Origin of the sequence: Nocardioides sp. CPCC 206347, from assembly GCF_048654605.1 — a bacterium.
Taxonomy (GTDB): domain Bacteria; phylum Actinomycetota; class Actinomycetes; order Propionibacteriales; family Nocardioidaceae; genus Nocardioides.
Genome location: NZ_JBMCYZ010000002.1, coordinates 833,505 through 854,585, shown reverse-complemented (window position 1 = coordinate 854,585; position 21,081 = coordinate 833,505). Strand labels below are relative to the sequence as shown.

The window sequence follows — 21,081 nt, the reverse complement described above, 5'->3', positions numbered from 1 at the left end:
TCGGCTACTTCAGGAACTTCGAGAAGTCCTTGGGGAGCTCCAGCTGGGCAGCCGCGGCTTCGTAGTCGATGTCCTCACCGATGCCGAACGGGTTCGGCTTGGCCTCGGCCGCCTTCGCCTTGGCGGCGGCAGCCTCCTGCGCGGCCTTGGCCGGGTTGCCGGACTTGCGCTGGCCGCCCTTGGCCTTGGTCTTCGCCTTCTGCTTGGCCGTGACGCGCTTGCTGCCCGCGCCGGCGCCCATGCCGGGCATCCCCGGCATTCCGGGCATGCCGCCACCGCGAGCCATCTGCATCATCATCTTGCGGGCCTCGAAGAAGCGGTCGACGAGACCGTTGACGTCGGTGACGGTGCGGCCCGAACCCTTCGCGATCCGGGCGCGGCGGGAGCCGTCGATGACCTTCGGGTTGGCACGCTCGGCCGGAGTCATCGACCGGATGATCGCCTCGACCCGGTCGATCTCGCGCTCGTCGAAGTTGTCGAGCTGCTCGCGGATCTGGCCCATGCCGGGGAGCATCTTGAGGATGCTGGTCATCGAGCCCAGCTTCTTCAGCTGCTGCATCTGCGACAGGAAGTCGTCGAGGGTGAAGTCGCCGTCGCTGAGCTTCTGCGCAGCCTTGAGCGCCTCCTCCTGGTCGAAGGCCTTCTCCGCCTGCTCGATCAGGGTGAGGACGTCACCCATGTCGAGGATGCGCGAGGCCATCCGGTCGGGGTGGAAGACGTCGAAGTCGGTGAGCTTCTCGCCGGTCGAGGCGAACATGACCGGGCGGCCGGTCACGTGGCGGATCGACAGCGCGGCACCACCGCGGGCGTCACCGTCGAGCTTGGTGAGCACGACGCCGTCGTACCCGACCCCGTCGAGGAACGCCTGCGCGGTGGTCAGGGCGTCCTGGCCGATCATCGCGTCGACGACGAACAGGGTCTCGTCGGGCTGGACGGCATCGCGAATGCCGATGGCCTGCGCCATCATCTCGCTGTCGACACCGAGGCGACCTGCGGTGTCGACGATCACGACGTCGTGCAGCTTGCGCTTGGCCTCCTCGATCGAGGCGCGTGCGACGGACACGGGGTCACCGACGCCGTTGCCGGCCTCGGGCGCGAACACCGGGACGCCGACCTTCTCGCCGTTGACCTGGAGCTGCTGGACGGCATTGGGGCGCTGCAGGTCGCAGGCCACGAGGAGCGGGGTCTTGCCCTGCTCCTTGAGCCACAGCGCGAGCTTCGCGGCCAGCGTGGTCTTGCCGGCACCCTGGAGACCGGCGAGCATGATCACGGTCGGTCCGGTCTTGGCGTAGCGCAGGCGGCGGGTCTCGCCGCCGAGGATCTGGACCAGTTCCTCGTTGACGATCTTGACGACCTGCTGCGCCGGGTTCAGCGCACCGCTGACTTCTTCACCGCGGGCGCGCTCCTTGATCGCCGCCACGAAGTCCTTGACCACGGGCAGGGCGACGTCGGCCTCGAGCAGCGCGATCCGGATCTCCCGGGCGGTGGCGTCGATGTCGGCCTCGGAGAGCCGGCCCTTGCCGCGGAGGTTCTTGAAGGTCGCGGTGAGGCGGTCGGACAGTGTGGCGAACAAGAGCGGGTCCTCGCGGAGACGGGAAATGAGCCGGAACGGCCGTCGCTGGCCGGAAACCACTCTAGATCAGGCTCCTACACTCGCTGGCATGACCATCGTCGTCTTCACCATCGCCGGGCTCCTGGTCCTGGTGCTGGTGATCGCGGCGGGCCACCGGATCCTGCGTTCCGACAGCGGAATCGGCGGCGGGGTCGCCGACGGCCTGGGCAGCTTCATCGACGTCTTCGACCCGGCCCGGGCCCGCGCCGACCGCGACCTGAAGTCGCACAACAACCAGGGCGCCGTCATTCCCAACCCCGATGACGACGACCGTCCGGTCGAGGTCGACCTCGTGAAGGGGACGGCGCGGATCAGGCGCCGGTGATCGCGGCCCGCACCGCGTGGGCTGCTTCGGCGGACCGGGTCTCCGACAGTGCGCCGGCCGACGCCTCCTGCACGTAGAACACGTCGACGGCCTGCGGGCCGAGGGTCGACACGTGCGCCGAGCGCACCGTCACCTCCATGGCGGCCAGGGCCGAGCTCACCTGGAACACGACGCCGAGCCGATCGGCGGCGCGCACCTCGATGACGGTGGCGTGGTCGCTCGCTTCCGGTCGTACGACGACCGTGGGCGCGAGCTCGCCCGGCGACGGAGGTCGCGGGGCCAGTCGAGCGGCGACGTCGACGCGGCCCTCCGAGATCGCGTCGTACTGGTCGCGCAGTGCGCCGGCGTTGAGGAACTCGTCGGCGACGTCCCACACCGACACGCCGTACTCCCCCTGCGACCAGATCCGGGCGGCCCGAATGGGGACGCGGCGCAACGCGAAGGTCGCGGCGACACTGGCCAGCAGGCCGACGCGGTCCGGACCGACGGTGGTGACACGGGAGCCGTCGGCGACGGCCTCGATCGAGATGGAGAGCTCGCCGCGGGTGGCGGCGGCCGGGATCTCGATCTCCTCGACCCGGAAGGCGGGCGGCACGCTCCCCTGCTCCAGCGAGGCACGGGCCCGACGGGACAGGTCGAGGATCAGTCCGGCCCGCCACGACGACCAGGCCTTCGGCGACGCCGCCTTCGCGTCGGCCTCGGTCAGCGCGGTGAGGAGCGCGAGCGCCTCGGGGGTCCGGATGTGTTCGGTGAGCGCGTCAAGGGTGGCCGGGTCGTCGGGGTCGCGGGTGGTCGCGATGTCGGCGAGCAGCAGGTGCCAGCGGACCAGCTGGCTGATCAGGTCGACCTCGTCGTCGTCGAAGCCCATCCGGGCCGCGATCTCGCGGGCGATCGGGGCGCCGGCGACGCTGTGCTCGGTCAGGTCGCCCTTCCCGATGTCGTGCAGCAGGGCCGCGACCACCAGGACGTCGGGGCGCCCGACCCCTCGGATCAAGGACGCCGCTTCGACGCAGGTCTCGACCACGTGGCGGTCGACGGTGAAGCGGTGGATCACCGAGGCGTGGGGCAGCAACCGGATCCGTTCCCACTCGGGAAGGATCATCGCGAGCGCACCGGTCTCGTCGAGGGTCTCCCACACCGGCAGCAGGCCGTGGCCGGCCGCGAGCAGGCGGACCATCTGCTGGCGGGCCTCGTCGGGCCACGGCACCGGCAGCGGCGGGCACTCGCGGACCAGCCGCGCGGCCGTCGGCGGCGCCAGGACGACGTCACGGGTGGCTGCCTCGGCGGCGGCGCGCAGGAGCAGCACGGGATCCGTCGCGGGCCGCGCCCCCTTGTCGAGGACCACCTCACCCTGCGACAGCGCCACTCCCGGCGCCAACCGGGTGAGCTCGGGGCGCCGCGGCTTCGCCGCGGGGGTACGACGAAGGGCGTCGTCCGTCCGGCGCCAGGCGAGCCGCGACAGGTGGGTGACCCGGCGGCCGAGCTCGCGGACGTGTCGTTGTGCGGCGCGCTCGTCGGCCAGGTCGAGTCCTTCGGCGATCGGGCCCCAGTGCTCGGGCGCGATCCGGTCGGTGCCGCGTCCGGCGGCCGTGTGCAGCACGTCGCGGACGTCGAGGAGCTGGCCGCGGCAGCGCTCGAGGTCGGCCGCGGAGACGTCGACCAGCCAGGTGGCGGTCAGGCTCTTGAGGACCGTCGCGTCGCGGAGCCCGCCCTCGGACTCCTTGAGGTCGGGCATCGACAGGTGTGCGAGCTCGCCGATGAGGCGGTGCCGGTTGCGCACCATCTCGTGGAGCTCGGGCAGCCGTTGACGCGCCTGCCGGCGCCACTGGGCGAGGACCGTGGTCCGCAGCCGCAGCGCCAGGCTGTAGTCCCCCGCGATGTGCCGGATGTCGAGCAGTCCGGACGCGACACGGATGTCGTTCTGCGCCGCCGTGATCGTCTCCGACAGGGTGCGGACGGAGTGGTCGAGCTTGCTGCCGGAGTCCCACAGCGGGTACCAGACCTGCGCCGCGAACTCGCCGAACCAGTCCTGCTGGACGTCGTCCTCGGCGACGAGCACGACGTCCAGGTCGGAGTAGGGCGCCATGTCCCCGCGCCCGAACCCACCGACCGCGACCAGCGCGACACCGCTGTCCGGGCCGCCCGCGTCGTCGTACGCCTTGCCGCACAGCGCGTCGGCGGCCTCGGTGCGTACTACGCGGTCGGCAGCGGTCATCCGGTTGGTTCAGCTCCGTCTCAGACCGCGGCAGATCCGGTGTCCCCGGTGCGCACGCGCACCACGGACTCGACGGGCGTCACCCAGATCTTGCCGTCGCCGACCTTGCCGGTCTGCGCAGCCTTGGTGATCGTCTCGACGATCTGCTCCACGTCGGCGTCATCGGCGACGATCTCGATCCGGACCTTCGGAACCATCGCGATGTCGTACTCCGCACCGCGATACACCTCCGTGTGGCCCTTCTGGCGGCCGTAGCCGCTGACCTCACTGACGGTCATCCCGTTCACGCCGACGGCCTCGAGCGCCTGTCGGACGTCTTCCCACTTGTGCGGCTTGACGACCGCGCTGATGAGCTTCATGACTGCAGGGTGCCAGTCCCGTGACCGAAGTGGGGGCGAGCACCGCCGGTGATGTTCAGGTCGTACGCGGTTTCACCGTGGATGATCAGGTCGACGCCCGCCATTTCGTGCTCGGGGTCGATGCGGAAGCCGATGGTCTTGTCGAGCACGTAGACCAGGATCGCGGTCATCGTGAACGAGAACGCGAGGGTCGCGCCGGCCGCGACCAGCTGCTTGCCGAGCTGGTCCGCGCCGCCGCCGTAGAAGAGGCCGTCGACGCTGGTGACCGAGGACGAGGCGAGGAAGCCGATCAGGATCGTGCCGACCAGGCCGCCGACGAGGTGGACACCCACGACGTCGAGCGAGTCGTCGTACTTGAACGTGAACTTGAGGCCGACCGCGAGCGCGCAGACCGCACCGGCGACCAGGCCGACCACCATCGCACCGATCGGCGTGACCGAACCGCAGGACGGCGTGATGGCCACGAGGCCGGCGACGACACCCGAGGCTGCCCCGAAGGACGTCGCGTGGTCGTCGCGGATCCGCTCGATGCCGAGCCAGGCCAGCAGACCCGTGCAACCGGCGAGCAGCGTGTTGACGAACACGATCGCGGCGGTGTTGTTGGCGCCGAGCGCAGACCCGGCGTTGAAGCCGAACCAGCCGAACCACAGCAGGCCGCAACCGACCATGACGAGCGTCAGGTTGTGCGGCTTCATCGGGTCACGGCCGAAGCCGACCCGGCGGCCGAGGACCAGCGCAGCGGCGAGGCCGGCAGCACCGGAGTTGATCTCGACGGCGGTACCCCCGGCGAAGTCGAGTGCGCCGAGCTCGTTGGCCATCCAGCCACCCACGTGGTCGCCGGCGCTGAAGTCGAAGATCCAGTGCGCGACGGGCGCGTAGACCAGCACAGTCCACAGGCCGGCGAAGACCAGCCAGGTGCCGAACCGGGTCCGGTCGGCGATCGCACCGGCGATCAGGCCGACCGTGATCACCGCGAACAGGCCCTGAAAGGCCGCGAACAACGTGATCGGGTACGGCGCCCCGGGGACCTCCTCGAGCATGCCCTTGAAGCCGGCGTACTGGAACGGGTCACCGACCAGCCCGCCCCCGAGGTCGTCACCGAAGGCGATCGAATAGCCGATCAGCACCCAGACGACCATGACGACGGCGAGGGCGCCGAAGACCATCATCATCATGTTCAGGACGCTCTTGGAACGGACCATGCCGCCGTAGAAGAACGCCAGGCCGGGGGCCATCAGCAGGACGAGGGCAGCGGCGGCGAGCAGCCAGGCGGTGTCGCCGTCCGCAGTGGACACGTCGGCGGCACCGGTCAGGGCCACCAGGAGCAGATCAGGCATCCGCCAACTCTGAGGTCGAAATGTTTCACGGGCGTAACAGGACCCCCTTCACGTGTTACGCGAAGGTGAATGCCCGTTGGATCGCGCCAGCGACTGTTGGTCGGGCTCGTCGAGACTCAGAGCGCTTCGGAGTCCTTGTCCCCCGTCCGGACGCGGACGACGGTCTCGACCGGGCTGACCCAGACCTTGCCGTCACCGATCCGGCCGGTGTGGGCCGTCTTGGTGATGATCCCGACGACGTCCTCGGTGTCGGGGTCGTCGACGACGATCTCGATCCGGATCTTGGGGACCAGGGCGATGTCGTACTCGGCGCCGCGGTAGACCTCGGTGTGGCCCTTCTGGCGGCCGTAGCCGCTGACCTCGCTCACCGTCATCCCGGTGACGCCGAAGGCCTCGAGGGCCTCGCGGACGTCCTCCCACTTGTGCGGCTTGATGACCGCGGTGACCAGCTTCATGCGCTTCCCTCCGATGCGGTGGACGACGTGAGGACCGAGGCACGACGGGCGCCGCCGCCAGTACCGAGATCGTAGGCAGACTCTCCGTGCTCGACGAAGTCGATGCCCTCGACCTCGTCCTCGTCCTCGAGACGGAGACCCAGGGTGTACTTGATCGCGAGACCCACGACCAGGGTGGCGAGCGCGGACCAGACGATCGCGAAGAGCGCGACCGCGACCTGCACGACGAGCTGCTTGGCACCGCCGCCGGTGAGGAGTCCGCCCTCGTTGGAGGCGAGGAACCCGACGCCGACCGTGCCGACCAGGCCGCCGACGAGGTGGACACCCACGACGTCGAGCGAGTCGTCGTACCCGAGCTTGTACTTGAGGCCGACCGCCAGGGCGCAGAGGCCACCGGCGAACAGACCGAGGACCATCGAGCTCCACGGCACCAGGTTGCCGCAGGCCGGGGTGATCGCGACCAGGCCGGCCACCACGCCCGACGCGGCGCCGAGGGAGGTGGACTTGCCGTCGCGGATCTTCTCGACCAGCAGCCAGCCCATCATCGCCGCACAGGTGGCGAGGGTCGTGTTGAGCCAGACCAGTGCGGTCTCGGTCGTGTAGGCGTCGAGGTTGACGATCGAGCCGACGTTGAAGCCGAACCAGCCGAACCACAGCAGGCCGGCACCGATCATCGTGAGCGTCAGGTTGTGCGGCTTCATCGGCTCCTTGCCGAAGCCGATGCGCTTGCCGATCAGCAGGGCGAGCACCAGGCCCGCGACACCGGCGTTGATGTGCACGACCGTGCCGCCGGCGTAGTCGATCGGCGCCACCTCGGCGCCACCGTCACCGGAGAAGAGCCAGTCGGCCAGGCCGCCCTCGACGCCGCTGAGGAAGCCACCGCCCCACACCATGTGGGCGAGCGGGAAGTAGGACAGGGTCACCCAGATCGGGAGGAAGACCAGCCAGGCGGAGAACTTCATCCGGTCGGCGATCGCACCGCTGATCAGGGCCGCGGTGATCACCGCGAAGGTCAGCTGGAAAGCGACGAAGACGTAGTTGGACGGGTCCGTCGTCTCGAGGCCGAACTGCTTGAACGGGTTGGAGAAGAGCTTGGCGATCTCCTTGCCGGCTTCGCCGTCGGCGGTGAGGTACGTGGTGCTGTACGACATCGACCAGCCCCACAACGCGTAGACGATGCCGACGACGCCGAGGGCGCTGAACGACATCATCATCATGTTGAGGACCGACTTGGTCCGGCTCATGCCGCCGTAGAAGAGCGCCAGTCCGGGCGCTGTCATCAAGAGGACGAGCGAGGCCGACACCAGCATCCAGGTGTAGTAGCCGTTTTCCATGTCCCGAACACTGGCGGCCTTGGGTTTCCATACGGGTGGGGTCGCGTTACGGCCGTGTAACGAGTTCTCCGGACCGGTGACGAACGATGGCGGGACCGTGCTGGCACGTAGCCGGGACGTGCCATTGACCGTGGTGGGGCACAGTCCTAGCGTCACGAAGGGAGGAACGGGGAGGGAACCTCACCCCCAAGGCAGGCGGTTTCCCGATGCACGTCTCAGTTCGGGCTGCGCGGCGCGCAGCCGCGTCACCACCATCACGTAGGCAAGCCTCAGCCATCGGGCTGCTGTTCTTCGCCATCGTCATCGCCGGCTTCGGCGCCGACCCCGCGTCCGCGGCACCGAAGCCCGACGATCCCTCGCGCCCGGGACCCGCGGACGGACCGCGTGGCAAGCGCGTCCCGGGCGCCGAGCACCCCGGCGACCTCCCCGACTACGAGTCGGAGTCCGCCCGGGTGGGCAACCCGAACGCCGGTGAACCGGTGCCGAACCAGTACATCGTGGTGTTCAGGCCCGGACTCGCCTCGGCGAGCGACACGACCAAGGACATCGTCGCGAAGAACAACGCGAAGCTGAAGTTCAGCTACGGTCACGCGATCTCGGGGTTTGCCGCCGTCATCGACCCGGACCGCATCGACAACGTCCGCAACCATCCCAACGTCGCCTCGGTGGAGCAGGACTACTACGTCGGCCCCGAGGACATCGTCACTCCGGCTCCGTCCTGGGGCCAGGACCGCATCGACCAGCGCGACCTCCCGCTGAGCAACTCCTACAACGACTTCAACGAGGGCGCCGGGATCCACGCGTACATCATCGACACGGGCATTCGGCGTACTCACGGGGAGTTCACCGGCCGGGTCGGCAACGGCTACGACGCCGTGACGGCGGGCGGCACGGCCAATGACTGCAACGGCCACGGCACGCACGTTGCGAGCACGGTCGCCGGAGCGACGTACGGCGTCGCCGACAAGGCGATCGTCCACCCGGTGCGGGTCCTCGACTGCAACGGCAGCGGCAGCAACGCCGGCGTGATAGCCGGGATCGACTGGGTCCGGGCCAACGCCATCAAGCCCGCCGTGGCCAACATGAGCCTCGGCGGCGGTGTGAGCTCCTCGCTCGACACCGCGCTCAACAACGCGATCACCGCGGGCATCACGTTCGTCGTGGCCGCCGGCAACTCCAACGCCAACGCGTGCAACTACTCGCCCGCACGGGTTCCCGCGGCCATCACGGTCGGTGCCACGACGAACACGGACGCGCGGGCGTCGTTCTCCAACTTCGGCACCTGTCTCGACATCTTCGCGCCGGGCCAGAACATCACGGCGGGCTGGAGCACCGGCGACACGGCCGTCAACACGATCAGCGGGACCTCGATGGCCTCGCCCCACGTGGCCGGCGCCGCGGCGCTCTTCCTGAACGCGAACCCCGGCGCGACACCCTCCGCGGTCCGGGCCGCGCTGGTCAACAACAGCACGTTCAACAAGATCACCGCCGCGGGCACCGGGTCTCCGAACCACCTGCTCTACACGGGATTCATCGGCGGTGGCGCGACGCCGCCTCCTCCGCCGCCTCCCCCGCCGCCGAGCGGCCTGATCAACGGGGGCTTCGAGTCCGGCACCACCGGATGGACCCAGTACTCCGCCGCCGGGTACCCCCTCATCGGCACCTCGAAGCCGCGCACGGGCAGCTACTCCGTCTGGGCGCTCGGCTACAACAGCGGCACCGAGCGGATCTCGCAGCCGGTCGTGGTCAGCGGCACCGGCACGCTGACCTACTGGTGGTGGATGAACTCGAGCGAGGGCACGACCACCGCGTTCGACTACATGTACGTCCGTGTCCGCAACACTGCCGGCACCCTGCTGGCGACGGTGCGGACCCGCTCGAACACGGCCACCCGGGCCGCATGGGTCTCGGACTCCATCAGTCTGTCGGCCTACGCGGGCCAGCAGGTCGTGATCAGCTTCGAGTTCAGCAGCGACTCGTCGCTGGCCACGAGCTTCTACGTCGACGACGTGGGGCTCAGCTGACACCCGCACGAAGCAGTGGTGGCCGCGCGGCTCATGACCAGCCGCGCGGTCACCCGCAGTTCCTAGCTCAACAGGGCGTCGACGAACGCGGCGGCGTCGAACGGCGCCAGGTCGTCGGGGCCCTCGCCCAGGCCGACCAGCTTGACCGGGACGCCGAGCTGGCGCTGGACAGCGATCACGATGCCGCCCTTGGCGGAGCCGTCGAGCTTGGTGAGCACGATGCCGGTGACGTCGACGACCTCGGAGAACACCTTGGCCTGGATCAGGCCGTTCTGGCCGGTGGTCGCGTCCAGCACGAGCAACACCTCGGTGACCGGCGCCTGCTTCTCGATGACGCGCTTGACCTTGCCGAGCTCGTCCATCAGGCCCTGCTTGTTCTGCAGGCGGCCGGCGGTGTCCACGACGACGGTGTCGACACCGCGCTCCATGCCCTGCTTGACCGCCTCGAACGCGACGCTGGCGGGGTCGCCGCCCTCCGGGCCGCGCACGACCTCGACACCCACCCGGTCACCCCAGGTGGCCAGCTGCTCGGTGGCCGCCGCACGGAAGGTGTCGGCGGCCGCGAGGAGCGCGGTCCGGTCGTCGGCGACGAGGATCCGGGCGATCTTGCCGACGGTGGTGGTCTTGCCCGTGCCGTTCACGCCCACGACGAGTACGACGCCGGGCGCGCCGTCCACGCCGGTGACCTGCAGGGCGCGGTCCATGGTCGGGTCGACCAGGTTGATCAGTTCTTCACGCAGAACCGCGCGGGCGTCGGGCACCTCGCCGCCCTCGACGCGGAGCCGGGTGCGCAGCTTCTCCACCAGCTCCTGCGTGGGCGCGACGCCGATGTCGGCGCCGATCAGGAGGTCCTCGATGGCCTCCCAGGTGTCCTCGTCGAGCTTCTCGCGGCTCAGCAGGCCGAGCAGGCCGCGGCCCAGGGCGTTGGACCCGGCCAGGCGCTGGCGCAGGCGAACCAGGCGCGAGGACGGCTTCTCGGGACGCTCGAGGGTGGGCGCACCCGGCTCCTCGACGTCGACGGCCGGTGGCGCCGTGGACACCTCGACGTCGCGCGGCGGCGCGATGACGTCGGTCGCCGGCTTGTCGGGCAGTCGCCCGGGACGGCGGACACGGGTGCCGACGAAGCCGACGATGGCCAGCACGCCGATGACGGCGATCCCGATGATGAGGTAGAGCAGCTCAGGCATGGGCCCCATCCAATCAGGCTGCGCTGACGCAGCCGTTACTGCATGCGCAGCAGGTCCCGCTCGTCGTCGGCGATGACGGGGGCGGCGTCCACGGCCTTGCCGAGGGCGTCACCGAGCCAGGGCGCGTACGGAACGGCCTCGCCGCGGTGGGGATACGCGACGTAGAGGACCACGACACCCGAGATGGCGAGACTGAGCAGGACCGCCAGAACAACGAACAGCACGTTCGACTCCTCCGAGTAGGGATCGCTTCCACCCCATCGTGCACGGAACAGCCAAGGAATCCAGCATCGACACCGCGGGAACGACGCCCCGGGAGGCGAGCGTCACACCGCCCGTCAGACCAGCAGCGGTGCAACGGCCTCGCGGACGATGTCCGGGATCGGCGTGGGTGGACGCGCGGGATCGGTGTTGTCGACGTACACATGGACGAAGCGGCCCTCGGCGCACGCCAGTGCGCCCTCACCGTCGGGGTCGCCCTGGAACAGGCCCACCCGGTAGATCACCGAGGAGTTGCCGAGCCGCTCCACCGCCAGGCCCATTTCGATGGGCCTCGGATAGCCCATCTCGGCGAAGTACCGGCACGACACCTCGGCCACCACACCGATCGCCGGCAGGTGCCGGATGTCGGTGCCGGTCGCGTCGGCCAGATGAGCGTTGACCGCGGTGTCGATCAGGTCGAAGTACCGCGCGTTGTTGAGGTGGCCGTAGACGTCGTCGTCGGACCAGCGCGTGGTCGCTGTCCGCCAGGCCTTGTACGACGCCCGGTCGGGCCGGCTGCGGTCGGGCTCGCTCATGCGGGGCCTTTCGTCTCGGTGATGGCGTCGCGCAGCAGCTGGACGTCGGTCGAGCGCGCGGCGACCCCGCTGATGCTGGTGATTCGCAGCCCGTCACTGGCCCGGAGCAGCTTGAGGCCGTCGATCCTGAGGTCGGCGAGTCCCTCGATGGGCACGCGCCGCGCGGTGGTGCGCAGGGCGCTCTTCACCTGGACCTCGGTCGCGCTGACGACGATCGCGACGCCGGTGATCTGCAGTCCGCCGAGCACGAGGAACAACGCGCCGAGGACCGCGTTGGGGACCCGGTCGTTGAGCAGGCCGAAGACGAGGAGCAACAGGCCCAGGGCAAGGAACCCGATCGCGAGCCCCAACGAGAACCGGATCCGCAGGGGCAGTGCCAGCGGTGGGGTCAGCGGTGGGGTCAGCGGTGGGGTCACGCGCTCTCGGCCTCGCGCAGGCGCTGGCTGATCACGGCCGAGACGCCGTCGCCCCGCATGGTCACGCCGTAGAGCGCGTCGCCGACCTCCATGGTCCGCTTCTGGTGGGTGATCACGAGGAGCTGGGAGTTCTCGCGCAGCTCCTCGTAGATCTCCAGCAGGCGGCCGAGGTTGGTGTCGTCGAGCGCGGCCTCGACCTCGTCGAGGATGTAGAACGGCGACGGACGGGCCTTGAACAGCGCGACCAGGAAGGCGACCGCGACGAGCGAGCGCTCGCCACCGGAGAGCAGCGAGAGCCGCTTGACCTTCTTGCCCGGCGGGCGGGCCTCGACCTCGATGCCGGTGGTCAGCATGTTCGACGGGTCGGTCAGGACCAGCCTGCCCTCACCGCCGGGGAACAGGCGGGCGAAGGTCTGGTCGAAGGCCTTGGTGACGTCGGCGAACGCCTCGGTGAAGACCTGCTCGACGCGGACGTCGACGTCCTTGACGATGTCGAGGAGGTCCTTGCGGGTCGCCCGCAGGTCCTCCAGCTGCTCGGAGAGGAACTGGTGGCGCTCCTCCATCGCGGTGAACTCCTCGAGGGCGAGCGGGTTCACCCGACCGAGCATGTTCAGCGCGCGCTCGGCCGAACGCAGCCGCTTGACCTGCTCCTCGCGCACGTAGGGCATGGTGCGGGGTTCGGCGTCCTCGCCCTCCTGCGCGTCGGCGTCAGCCGCCTCGTCGTCGGCCACGTAGAGCACCGGCACGGGCAGGTCGGGGCCGTACTCGGCGACGAGCCCGTCGGCCTCCAGGCCGAGCTCCTCGAGTGCCTTGACCTCGATCTGCTCGATCCGCATCCGCTGCTGGGTGCGGGCCATCTCGTCGCGGTGCACGGAGCTGACCAGCTCCTCGTGCTCACGCCCGAGGTCGCGCAACGACTGCCGGACGGTCATCAGCTCCTGCTCGCGGCCGCGGCGCGAGTCCTCGATGGCCTGGCGGCGCTGGGACGCCTGCTCGACCGAGCCTTCGAGCCGCGCGAGCACGAACGTCACTGCCGTCGACACGGCCTGGCCGGCGCGGCCCTCGGCGATCAGCCGGGCGCGACGCTCGGCAGCGCGTGCCCGCGCCTGCCGCTCGGCCTGGGCGGCCTTGCGCATCTGGTCGACCCGACCGTGCAGGGCGCGGCCGCGCTCCTCGGAGGTCCGCAGCGAGAGCCGCGCCTCCATCTCGGACTGGCGGGCGGCCCGGGTGGCCTCGACCAGCCGTTCCTGCTCCGTGGTGTCGGGCTCCTCCTCGCCGTCCTCCTCGGCGCTGGCAAGCCGCTGCTCGAGCTCGGCGAGACCGACGAGGGCCTGCTCGCGGGACGTCTCGGCCTGCGTGATCGCCTCGGCCATCCGCTCGGCCTCGGCCCGGGCGGCGCGGGCCAGCGAACCGTGCTGGCCGAGCTCCTCGGCCACCGCGGCGAGGGTGGCGTCGGACTCGTGCAGCTTCGCCAGCGCGACGTCGACCCGCTGCTGGGCAGCGGACTTCTCGTTCTCGATGCGGGCGAGGTCGAACGACAGCCGCTCGGAGGCCGCGACGGCGTCGGCCAGCGACGAGGTGGCCTCGTCGACCGCCGCCTGGATCTCGATCAGGCTCTGGCTGGCGTTGGAGCCGCCGGACGCGAAGTGGGCGCCGAGCAGGTCACCGTCGCGGGTCACCGCGACGACGTCGGGCAGGTCGGCGACCAGCGAGCGCGCCGCGGCGAGGTCGTCGACGACCGCGATCTTGCGCAACAGGCGGTTGAGCGCCGGGCGGACCTGCCCGGGACAGTCCACCACCGAGGCGGCGTACGACGCCCCCGCCGGCAACCCGGGCCACTGGCCGAGGTCCTCGGCCTCTCCCCCGCCGAGCAACAGCCCGGCCCGACCGAGGTCGTCGGCCTTGAGGTGGTCGATCGCGGCGAGCGCCGTGTCGGCGTCGGTGACCGCGACGGCGTCCGCGGCGGCACCCAGCGCGGTCGCCACGGCAGCTTCGTAGCCGGAGCGGACATTGATCAGGGCGGCCACGGAGCCGAGCAGTCCGGAGACGGTGTCGCTGGCCGCGAGCAGTGCGCCGGCGCCGTCCTTGCGGGCGAGGCCGAGCTCGAGGGCTTCCTTGCGCGCGGTCAGTCCGGCCTTGTCGCGATCGGCCTGCTGGGCCTCCTCGCGCAGCTTGTCGAGTCGCTCGGCCAGGTCGTCGAGCTGGGCGACGGCCGCTTCGTGCTCGGAGTCGAGGCCCTCCTCGCCGGCGTCGAGACCGGCCACCCGGGTCTCCAGCGCGGTGAAGTCACGCTGGGCCTTGTCGGCACGGGTCGTCGCGTCGGCACGAGCGGTCGAGAGTCGGCCGATCTCCTCCTCGGCGGCACTGGCGCGCGAGCGGAGCGTGTTGACCTGGCCGTGCAGCCGGGCCAGGCCCTCGCGTCGGTCGGCGGCGGCCCGGAGCAGGCCGGCGACCCGGCGCTCCTCGTTGGCTGCCGCTTCCTCAGCGGTACGACGGCCCTGGACCGCCGCTTCGAGCGCAGCCTGCTGCTCGGCGACCTGGGCGACGATCCCGGCCTCCTGCTCGGCCAGGCGCGCGGCCTCGGCCTCGAGCTCGTCGGGGTCCCGTCCGTCCGGGGCGCCGTCGGCGTCCGCGGCACCGGCGGCGTTGCGCACCCGCTCGGTCGCGAGACTGAGCGTGCCGCGGAAGCGTTCGCGCAGCGCGTTAAGCGACGAGAGGGTCTCCTGGGCCGCAGAGAGGGCCGGAAGGTCCTCGCGCAGGGCGGCCTCAAGGACGGCCTCCTGCTCGCGGGCGGCGGCCACGGCGGCCTCGACCTCGGCGCGCCGGGTGACCAGCACGCTCTCGTCGGCGAGCTCCTGCTCGAGGGCGGTGCGGGCGGTGACGAGGTCGTCGGCCAGCAGGCGTGCCTTGGCGTCGCGGACGTCGGCCTGGACCGTGGCGGCCCGACGGGCGACCTCGGCCTGGCGGCCCAGCGGCTTGAGCTGGCGGCGGATCTCGCTCAGCAGGTCGTTGAGGCGGGTCAGGTTGCCCTCGGTGGAGTCGAGCTTGCGGAGCGCCTTCTCCTTGCGCTTGCGGTGCTTGAGCACACCGGCCGCTTCCTCGATGAACCCGCGCCGGTCCTCCGGCGTCGCGTGCAGGATCTGGTCCAGCTGGCCCTGGCCGACGATGACGTGCATCTCGCGGCCGATCCCGGAGTCGCTGAGCAGCTCCTGGACGTCGAGCAGCCGGCACGACGTGCCGTTGATGGCGTACTCCGAGCCGCCCGTGCGGAACATCGTGCGGCTGATCGTGACTTCGGAGTAGTCGATCGGGAGCGCGCCGTCGGAGTTGTCGATGGTCAGCATCACCTCGGCGCGACCGAGCGGCGGACGTCCCGTCGTACCGGCAAAGATGACGTCGTCCATCTTCCCGCCGCGCAGGCTCTTGGCGCTGGCCTCACCCATCACCCAGGCGAGGGCGTCGACGACGTTCGACTTGCCGGAGCCGTTGGGGCCCACGATGCAGGTGATGCCCGGCTCCAGCTGCAGGGTCGTCGCGGACGCGAAGGACTTGAACCCCTTGAGGGTCAGGCTCTTCAGATACACGCAATCTCCCTAGCTTGATCCAATGCACACGTGTCGGTGTGCCGGACACAGGCGGTCGATCCTGTCACCTCGTGCAGGAAAGGACCGTCGCGGGGGAAGCTCGGCGGACTCAGGCTACCGCGCGACCCCGTCGGTTTCGTGCATCCGGGTGTCCCCGGTGTCCCGGTCGGCGTGCGCGATGTGGGCGAGCTGTCGCCACACGAGGGCGAGCGTGATCCCCGACCCGACGAAGGCGAACCAGAACGGCGCCGTCACGCCGCCATGCTCACCGATCACACCACCGAGCGCACTGCCGATGACGACGCCTCCGAAGATCGCCACGCTGTAGACCGAACCGACCCGTCCCTGGAACTCCGTCGGCACCGCCCGCTGCCGGATCGCCTGCGACATCGTGCCCCACACGAAGGCGTAGACCCCGAAGCCGAACATGATGACCAGCGCCACCCACGCCACGGTCGTGACAGCGAACGCCAGGTGCATGACGACCTCGATGGCCAGGCAGGCGCGCATCAGGGTGGCGAGCGGGACGTGCCGCTCGAGCCAGCCGTAGAGGAACGTGCCCACCAGTCCCCCGGCAGCGGCCGCCGAGGTGAGCAGCCCGTAGCCCACCGGTCCCATGTCGAGCACGTCGAGCGAGTAGAGGACCAGGATCGACCAGGCCGCCGCCCAGGTGATGTTGAAGGTGACGATCACGAGCGCGAGGGTCCGGACCGGCGGGTGTCCCATCAGCCAGCGAAGGCCGTCGCCGATGTCCTTCAGGACATGGGTGTCCACGTCGCCACGCACGGGCCCGGCCGGCAACGCGATCCGCGTGACCAGGAGGACGGCGAGCAGCCCGCAGGCCACCTGGACGCCGAAGGGCACCACCATCCCGACCGCGAACAGGGCCGCACCGATGGGAGCGCCCACGAACTGGTTGAGCGTGATGTAGCCGGCCTGCAGCCGGGCGTTGGCGATCCCGAGGTCGGCCTTGCCGACCATCATCGGCAAGAAGGTGCGGTACGCCGTGTCGGCGAAGACCTCCGCGGTTCCGAGCACGAACATCGCGACCAGGACGACCGCGATGCTGACGACACCAGTGACGATCGAGGCACACAGGACGACGAGCACCGCCGCCCGGAGCAGGTTGGCGACGATGACGATCCGCTTGCGGTCGAGCCGGTCGGCCACCGCGCCGGCGAAGAGCCCGAACAGCAACCACGGGAGGCTCTGCAGCAGCATCGCCATCGAGACCAGCACCGGCGACCGGGTCTGGGAGGCGACGAGGAGCGGCCCGGCGGCCATCGCGATGCCGTCGCCGAGGTTGCTCACCCAGGTCGACGCCATGAGTCGCCGGAAGCCCGGCCCCAGACGGGCCGGTGCGACGACGTCGAGGACCCGGCTCACAAGGTCAGGACGCTATGCCTGTCGGGTGACGACCGCCACTGGATAACGGGCGACCTGGCTCCGGGGAGATGAATCGGACCACCGTCGCGGGGCGAGGGTGGTCCGGGGTGGTGCACCTGAGGTGGCAGGAGGCCCTGCCGGCAGGAGTCAGCTACAAGTCACGCCGGCTGCATGTCGCCGGTCAGGATCTCGGCAGCACGCGCCGACACCAACTTGTCGTTCTCCTCGGAGAGACGGAGGACGAGGGACTCCAACTCGGCGACCCGGGTGCGCAGGCGAGAATTCTCGAGTGCGAGACGGGGGTCGCGGAGGTCGCTGTTCAGGTGACCGATCAGCGCCTTGGCCATGAAGTTGAGCCTTCCGGTTCGAGGGTCGCCCCGAGAGTTGGGGGCCGTCTACAAGAGTCCCACTTCAGCGTGCGCGGGTCAATCTCGGAGCGCTCCGTGGCACGGGTTGGCATCGCGGGCAGAAGTACGACGACCGGTTCATGAACGCGACCCTGCGGATCGCCGTTCCGCAGCGGTCGCAGGGCTCGTCCTCGCGCCCGTAGGCGTGCAGGGAGCGGTCGAAATAGCCCGATTCGCCATTGACGTTGACGTACAACGCGTCGAAGGACGTCCCGCCCTGGGCGAGCGCAGCGCCCATCACCTCGCGGGCGTGGCGCAGCAGCTCGACAGCCTGCTTGCGGGTGAGCCGGTCCCCCGGCCGTTCCCCGTGCAGGCCGGCGCGCCACAGCGCCTCGTCGGCGTAGATGTTGCCGACGCCGGAGACCAGGCCCTGGTCGAGGAGCAGTCGCTTCACACCGGACGTCCGCTTGCGCAGGCGGGCGATGAAGAGCTCGTCGTCGAACTCCGGATCCATCGGGTCGCGTGCGATGTGGGCGATCTCGGGTGGCAGCTCGGCGCCACCCACCGAGACCGAGAGGCCGCCGAACATCCGCTGGTCGACGAACCGGAGTTCCTGGTCTCGAGACGGTTGCTGAGCAACCTGCTCGACCTGCGGGGTGCTGAGCAGGAACCGGACGCGCAGGTGGCGCTCGGGCGGGGCGTCGACCGGCTGCACCAGCATCTGGCCGCTCATCCCGAGGTGGCCGAGGATCGCGTTGCCGTCGTCGAGAGGCAGCCAGAGGTACTTGCCCCGCCGGCGGGCCCCGTCGATGCGGCGGCCGGTCAGCGCGGCCGCGAAGCCCGCGGCGCCGGAGGGGTGGCGTCGTACGGGACGGTCGTGGAGGACGTCGATCGCGGTGATCGTGGCGCCGACGACGTGACGCTCGAGCCCGGCGCGGACGACCTCGACCTCGGGAAGCTCAGGCACGGCGGAAGCGGTGGTGGGTCAGCTGCCGGCGGCGATCGGACGACCGTGGGCGTCGAGGCCCAGGTCGGCGGCAATCTCGCCGTACGCCGTCTCGGCGGCGCCCTGCTCGGCTTCCTTCTTCGAGCGGCCGGTGCCGTTGCCGTAGAGGCGCTCGCCGACGCGAACCTGCGCGGTGAAGGTCTTCAGGTGGTCCGGGCCTTCGTCCTCGATGACGTACTCGGGCACGCCCAGGGACTGCTCGGCGGCGAGCTCCTGCAGCGAGGTCTTCCAGTCGAGGCCCGCACCGAGCGCCGAAGCGGCCTCGATGAGCGGGTCGAAGAGCCGGTGGACGACCTCCGAGGAGGTGGTGATGCCGCCTCCGCTGAGGTGGATCGCGCCGATCACGGCCTCGACGGTGTCGGACAGGATCGAGGCCTTGTCGCGACCGCCGGTGGCTTCCTCGCCACGTCCGAGCTTGATGTGCTTGCCGAGGCCCATGTCGCGGGCGACGCCGGCCAGGGCGCGGGCGTTGACGACCGCGGCACGGAGCTTGGCGAGCCGGCCCTCGGAGAGGTCCGGGTGGATCAGGTAGAGCGTCTCGGTGACGACGACGCCGAGCACCGAGTCACCGAGGAACTCCAGCCTCTCGTTGGTCGGAAGACCACCGTTCTCGTAGGCGTAGGAGCGGTGCGTCAGGGCGCGGTCGAGCAGCTCGGGGTCCAGTGTGGGATCCCCGAGCGCTCGACGCAGCTCGACGTAGTCGGTGATGCTGCAGGCCTCAGAGGACCTGGCGACGGGCGGCGCGCGCGCCGTACTGGCCGCAGGTGCCGCACGCGCGGTGCGGGAGGTGCTTGGCACCGCACGCCGGGTTGGCACAGGTGACCAGCACCGGGGCGACGGCCTTCCACGCAGAACGACGGTGCCGCGTGTTGCTGCGCGACATCTTCCGCTTCGGAACAGCCATGTCTTCTCCTTGAAATCGGGGAACGTCGACGCTCGGGTGAGCGCTAGTCCTTGTGGTCTTCGTGGGCTTCTTCGGTCAGCGCTGTCAGCGCCGTCCAACGCGGGTCGATCGCCGCCTCGTGCGTGTGGTCGGGGTCATCCGCCAGCCGTGCGCCACATTCGACGCACAACCCCGGACAGTCGTCCTCACACAGCGGCTGGAACGGCAGTGCAAGCACGACCGCGTCCCGCAGCAGCGGCTCCAGGTCGACCAGGTCGTCCCGCAGCATGCTGACCTCGTCGTCCTCTTCCGCGTCAGCGGAATCCCGGATGTCGTCGTAGACGAACAGTTCCTGGAAATTCACCACGAGGTCTTCGCGGATCGGTTCCAGGCACCGCGCACACTCACCCTCCAGCCCGGCTTGCGCCGTACCGGTGATGAGCACACCTTCCATGACCGCTTCCATGCGCAAGTCGAGTTCGACCGGCGCGCCTTCGGGTACGGCGAGGACTTCGATGCCCAGATCTGCCGGGGCCGGCACTGTCAGCACCACCTCACGCTGGGACCCCGGACGGCGGCCGAGCTCGCGTGTATCGAGCACGAGCGGCGCTCTCGGGTCCAGGTCGTTCAGGTGAATCACTTCCAGGTCCGGGCACAACAGATCGGATCAATCCTAGGGTCAGCACTCTGACCGGGCAAAACGCGGTCGATGCTCAGTGCTGGGCTCACTCCTGGCCCGCCCGTTCCGCGAGGCGCGCAACGAGGCGCTGGTGGACGGACGCGGGCACCAGTTCGGACACGTTGCCGCCGAGTGCGGCGACCTCCTTGACGAGGCTGGAGGAGACGTAGCCGAGGGACGCCGTGGTCGGGATGAACACCGTCTCGACCCCGGTCTGGTGGGCGTTCATCTGCGCCATCGGCAGCTCGTACTCGTAGTCGTTGCCGCCGCGCAGGCCCTTGACGATCGCCTGGGCGTCCATCTCGCGGCAGAAGTCGACGATCAGGCCGGTGAACCCCATGACGGTGACGTTCGGGAGGTCGGCGCAGGCATCGCGCAGCATCTCGAGTCGTTCGTCGGGCTCGAAGAGCCGCGACTTCGAGATGTTGGTGCCGGTGGCGACGATCAGCTCGTCGAACAGCGCAGCCGCCCGCCGGAAGATGTCGACGTGCCCGTTGGTGACGGGGTCGAAGGAGCCGGGACACACCGCACGGGTCATGGGGCGAGGTTAGTGGTAGCCGGGTGCTCCGCGAACCAGACGGTCGTTTCGCCGTACCTCTTCTGCCCTCGCTTGCCCGGCAGCGCCACGACGCCGACGGGCCACACGGGCTGCGGACTGCGCCGCGAGCGCTCCACCACGACGAGGGCGTCCTCGGCGAGCCAGCCCTGCGCCGCGAGCAGGGCGAGGTCGTCGGCCACGGTCGCGTCGTCGAGCGGGTAGGGCGGATCGGAGAAGACCAGGTCGAACGGCGCTCGAGCCGGCTCGGCAAGGACGGCCGCGACGCTGCGGGCCACCACCTCGGCCACCTCGCAGCCGATGGCGCGGGCGTTGCCGCGTATCAGCTCAGCGGTGCTCCGGTCGGACTCGACCAGCGTCACCGCTGCGGCTCCGCGGGACCAGGCTTCGAGCCCGATGGCCCCCGACCCGGCGTAGAGGTCCAGGACACGCAGCCCCTGCAACGAGCCGGCCCACGCCTCGAAGCTGGAGAACAGCGCCTCCCGGACCCGGTCGCTGGTCGGTCGGGTCTGGTCGCCCCTGGGCGTCTGCAGGCGGCGGCCACCGGCCACCCCCGAGATGATGCGGGTCACTTGATCC

The 21,081-nt window shown here is 70.2% G+C and carries 21 protein-coding genes; 2 read left to right on the top strand and 19 right to left on the bottom strand.

Annotated elements, in window-relative coordinates; all coding sequences use genetic code 11:
* Positions 1-4 precede the first annotated feature (4 nt).
* Positions 5-1,573 (bottom strand): signal recognition particle protein, encoded by a 1,569-nt coding sequence (gene ffh, locus ACOACQ_RS10505; protein ID WP_420288244.1) that lies wholly within the window; start codon positions 1,571-1,573, stop codon positions 5-7.
* Between the two features lie 88 nt (positions 1,574-1,661).
* Here ffh and ACOACQ_RS10500 point away from each other — a divergent pair, with 88 nt between their 5' ends.
* Positions 1,662-1,937 carry a hypothetical protein gene (locus tag ACOACQ_RS10500; protein WP_378596569.1) on the top strand — a complete coding sequence of 92 codons (276 nt, stop codon included), beginning with the start codon at positions 1,662-1,664 and terminating at the stop codon, positions 1,935-1,937.
* Here ACOACQ_RS10500 and ACOACQ_RS10495 read toward each other — a convergent pair.
* From ACOACQ_RS10495 to ACOACQ_RS10475, 5 genes are all read right to left on the bottom strand, one after another.
* Positions 1,924-4,152 carry a [protein-PII] uridylyltransferase gene (locus ACOACQ_RS10495; RefSeq protein WP_378596570.1) on the bottom strand — a complete coding sequence of 743 codons (2,229 nt, stop codon included), beginning with the start codon at positions 4,150-4,152 and terminating at the stop codon, positions 1,924-1,926. The two genes, ACOACQ_RS10500 and ACOACQ_RS10495, sit on opposite strands and share 14 nt — an antisense overlap.
* Before the next feature lie 20 nt (positions 4,153-4,172).
* The gene (locus ACOACQ_RS10490) at positions 4,173-4,511 is read right to left on the bottom strand and encodes a P-II family nitrogen regulator (protein WP_056714252.1); all 339 of its coding nucleotides are present in this window, start codon (positions 4,509-4,511) and stop codon (positions 4,173-4,175) included.
* On the bottom strand, positions 4,508-5,848 hold the full coding sequence (locus tag ACOACQ_RS10485; protein WP_378596571.1) for an ammonium transporter: 1,341 nt from the start codon (positions 5,846-5,848) through the stop codon (positions 4,508-4,510). The genes ACOACQ_RS10490 and ACOACQ_RS10485 overlap by 4 nt, the downstream gene beginning before the upstream one ends.
* A gap of 116 nt (positions 5,849-5,964) precedes the next feature.
* Complete coding sequence (locus ACOACQ_RS10480) at positions 5,965-6,303, bottom strand: P-II family nitrogen regulator (protein ID WP_056714250.1); 339 nt, start codon at positions 6,301-6,303, stop codon at positions 5,965-5,967.
* On the bottom strand, positions 6,300-7,637 hold the full coding sequence (locus tag ACOACQ_RS10475; RefSeq protein ID WP_420288243.1) for an ammonium transporter: 1,338 nt from the start codon (positions 7,635-7,637) through the stop codon (positions 6,300-6,302). The genes ACOACQ_RS10480 and ACOACQ_RS10475 overlap by 4 nt, the downstream gene beginning before the upstream one ends.
* Positions 7,638-7,843: 206 nt before the next feature.
* On the opposite strand from ACOACQ_RS10475, the gene ACOACQ_RS10470 reads away from it, so the two are divergent.
* Positions 7,844-9,661, top strand: a complete 1,818-nt coding sequence (locus ACOACQ_RS10470) for a S8 family serine peptidase (protein ID WP_378596448.1) — start codon at positions 7,844-7,846, stop codon at positions 9,659-9,661.
* Between the two features lie 62 nt (positions 9,662-9,723).
* Here ACOACQ_RS10470 and ftsY read toward each other — a convergent pair whose 3' ends face one another.
* The 13 genes from ftsY to rsmD form a co-directional block, all read right to left on the bottom strand.
* The gene (ftsY, locus tag ACOACQ_RS10465) at positions 9,724-10,848 is read right to left on the bottom strand and encodes a signal recognition particle-docking protein FtsY (protein ID WP_420288242.1); all 1,125 of its coding nucleotides are present in this window, start codon (positions 10,846-10,848) and stop codon (positions 9,724-9,726) included.
* A gap of 35 nt (positions 10,849-10,883) precedes the next feature.
* Positions 10,884-11,072: a hypothetical protein gene (locus ACOACQ_RS10460; protein WP_378596575.1), complete on the bottom strand. Its 189-nt coding sequence runs from the start codon at positions 11,070-11,072 to the stop codon at positions 10,884-10,886.
* A gap of 114 nt (positions 11,073-11,186) precedes the next feature.
* Positions 11,187-11,645 carry an acyl-CoA thioesterase gene (locus tag ACOACQ_RS10455; protein ID WP_378596576.1) on the bottom strand — a complete coding sequence of 153 codons (459 nt, stop codon included), beginning with the start codon at positions 11,643-11,645 and terminating at the stop codon, positions 11,187-11,189.
* Entirely contained in the window at positions 11,642-12,061 is a 420-nt protein-coding gene (locus ACOACQ_RS10450) for a hypothetical protein (protein ID WP_420288241.1), read from the bottom strand. The genes ACOACQ_RS10455 and ACOACQ_RS10450 overlap by 4 nt, the downstream gene beginning before the upstream one ends.
* Entirely contained in the window at positions 12,058-15,645 is a 3,588-nt protein-coding gene (smc, locus tag ACOACQ_RS10445) for a chromosome segregation protein SMC (protein WP_420288240.1), read from the bottom strand. Before smc ends, ACOACQ_RS10450 begins: the two co-directional genes overlap by 4 nt.
* Before the next feature lie 114 nt (positions 15,646-15,759).
* Positions 15,760-17,031, bottom strand: a complete 1,272-nt coding sequence (locus tag ACOACQ_RS10440) for an MFS transporter (protein ID WP_420288239.1) — start codon at positions 17,029-17,031, stop codon at positions 15,760-15,762.
* A 158-nt stretch (positions 17,032-17,189) separates the two neighbouring features.
* Complete coding sequence (locus ACOACQ_RS10435) at positions 17,190-17,378, bottom strand: hypothetical protein (protein ID WP_056714224.1); 189 nt, start codon at positions 17,376-17,378, stop codon at positions 17,190-17,192.
* A 64-nt stretch (positions 17,379-17,442) separates the two neighbouring features.
* Positions 17,443-18,345, bottom strand: a complete 903-nt coding sequence (mutM, locus tag ACOACQ_RS10430) for a bifunctional DNA-formamidopyrimidine glycosylase/DNA-(apurinic or apyrimidinic site) lyase (protein WP_378596608.1) — start codon at positions 18,343-18,345, stop codon at positions 17,443-17,445.
* Between the two features lie 18 nt (positions 18,346-18,363).
* Positions 18,364-19,092, bottom strand: a complete 729-nt coding sequence (gene rnc, locus ACOACQ_RS10425) for a ribonuclease III (protein WP_420288325.1) — start codon at positions 19,090-19,092, stop codon at positions 18,364-18,366.
* A gap of 10 nt (positions 19,093-19,102) precedes the next feature.
* Positions 19,103-19,288, bottom strand: a complete 186-nt coding sequence (gene rpmF, locus ACOACQ_RS10420; RefSeq protein ID WP_182377149.1) for a 50S ribosomal protein L32 — start codon at positions 19,286-19,288, stop codon at positions 19,103-19,105.
* Between the two features lie 43 nt (positions 19,289-19,331).
* Complete coding sequence (locus ACOACQ_RS10415) at positions 19,332-19,898, bottom strand: YceD family protein (protein ID WP_378596610.1); 567 nt, start codon at positions 19,896-19,898, stop codon at positions 19,332-19,334.
* Positions 19,899-19,992: 94 nt separating this feature from the next.
* Entirely contained in the window at positions 19,993-20,484 is a 492-nt protein-coding gene (gene coaD / locus ACOACQ_RS10410) for a pantetheine-phosphate adenylyltransferase (RefSeq protein WP_378596582.1), read from the bottom strand.
* The gene (gene rsmD, locus ACOACQ_RS10405) at positions 20,481-21,074 is read right to left on the bottom strand and encodes a 16S rRNA (guanine(966)-N(2))-methyltransferase RsmD (protein WP_420288238.1); all 594 of its coding nucleotides are present in this window, start codon (positions 21,072-21,074) and stop codon (positions 20,481-20,483) included. The genes coaD and rsmD overlap by 4 nt, the downstream gene beginning before the upstream one ends.
* Positions 21,075-21,081 lie beyond the last annotated feature (7 nt).

Bases quoted from the DNA above. Each gene is read 5' to 3' on its own strand.
- ACOACQ_RS10470 (WP_378596448.1), top strand. From the start codon at position 7,844: ATGCACGTCTCAGTTCGGGCTGCGCGGCGCGCAGCCGCGTCACCACCA.
- ftsY (WP_420288242.1), bottom strand. From the start codon at position 10,848: ATGCCTGAGCTGCTCTACCTCATCATCGGGATCGCCGTCATCGGCGTG.
- rpmF (WP_182377149.1), bottom strand. From the start codon at position 19,288: ATGGCTGTTCCGAAGCGGAAGATGTCGCGCAGCAACACGCGGCACCGT.
- ACOACQ_RS10475 (WP_420288243.1), bottom strand. From the start codon at position 7,637: ATGGAAAACGGCTACTACACCTGGATGCTGGTGTCGGCCTCGCTCGTC.
- ACOACQ_RS10490 (WP_056714252.1), bottom strand. From the start codon at position 4,511: ATGAAGCTCATCAGCGCGGTCGTCAAGCCGCACAAGTGGGAAGACGTC.
- coaD (WP_378596582.1), bottom strand. From the start codon at position 20,484: ATGACCCGTGCGGTGTGTCCCGGCTCCTTCGACCCCGTCACCAACGGG.
- ACOACQ_RS10455 (WP_378596576.1), bottom strand. From the start codon at position 11,645: ATGAGCGAGCCCGACCGCAGCCGGCCCGACCGGGCGTCGTACAAGGCC.
- ACOACQ_RS10485 (WP_378596571.1), bottom strand. From the start codon at position 5,848: ATGCCTGATCTGCTCCTGGTGGCCCTGACCGGTGCCGCCGACGTGTCC.
- ACOACQ_RS10500 (WP_378596569.1), top strand. From the start codon at position 1,662: ATGACCATCGTCGTCTTCACCATCGCCGGGCTCCTGGTCCTGGTGCTG.
- ACOACQ_RS10480 (WP_056714250.1), bottom strand. From the start codon at position 6,303: ATGAAGCTGGTCACCGCGGTCATCAAGCCGCACAAGTGGGAGGACGTC.
- ACOACQ_RS10495 (WP_378596570.1), bottom strand. From the start codon at position 4,152: ATGACCGCTGCCGACCGCGTAGTACGCACCGAGGCCGCCGACGCGCTG.
- ACOACQ_RS10435 (WP_056714224.1), bottom strand. From the start codon at position 17,378: ATGGCCAAGGCGCTGATCGGTCACCTGAACAGCGACCTCCGCGACCCC.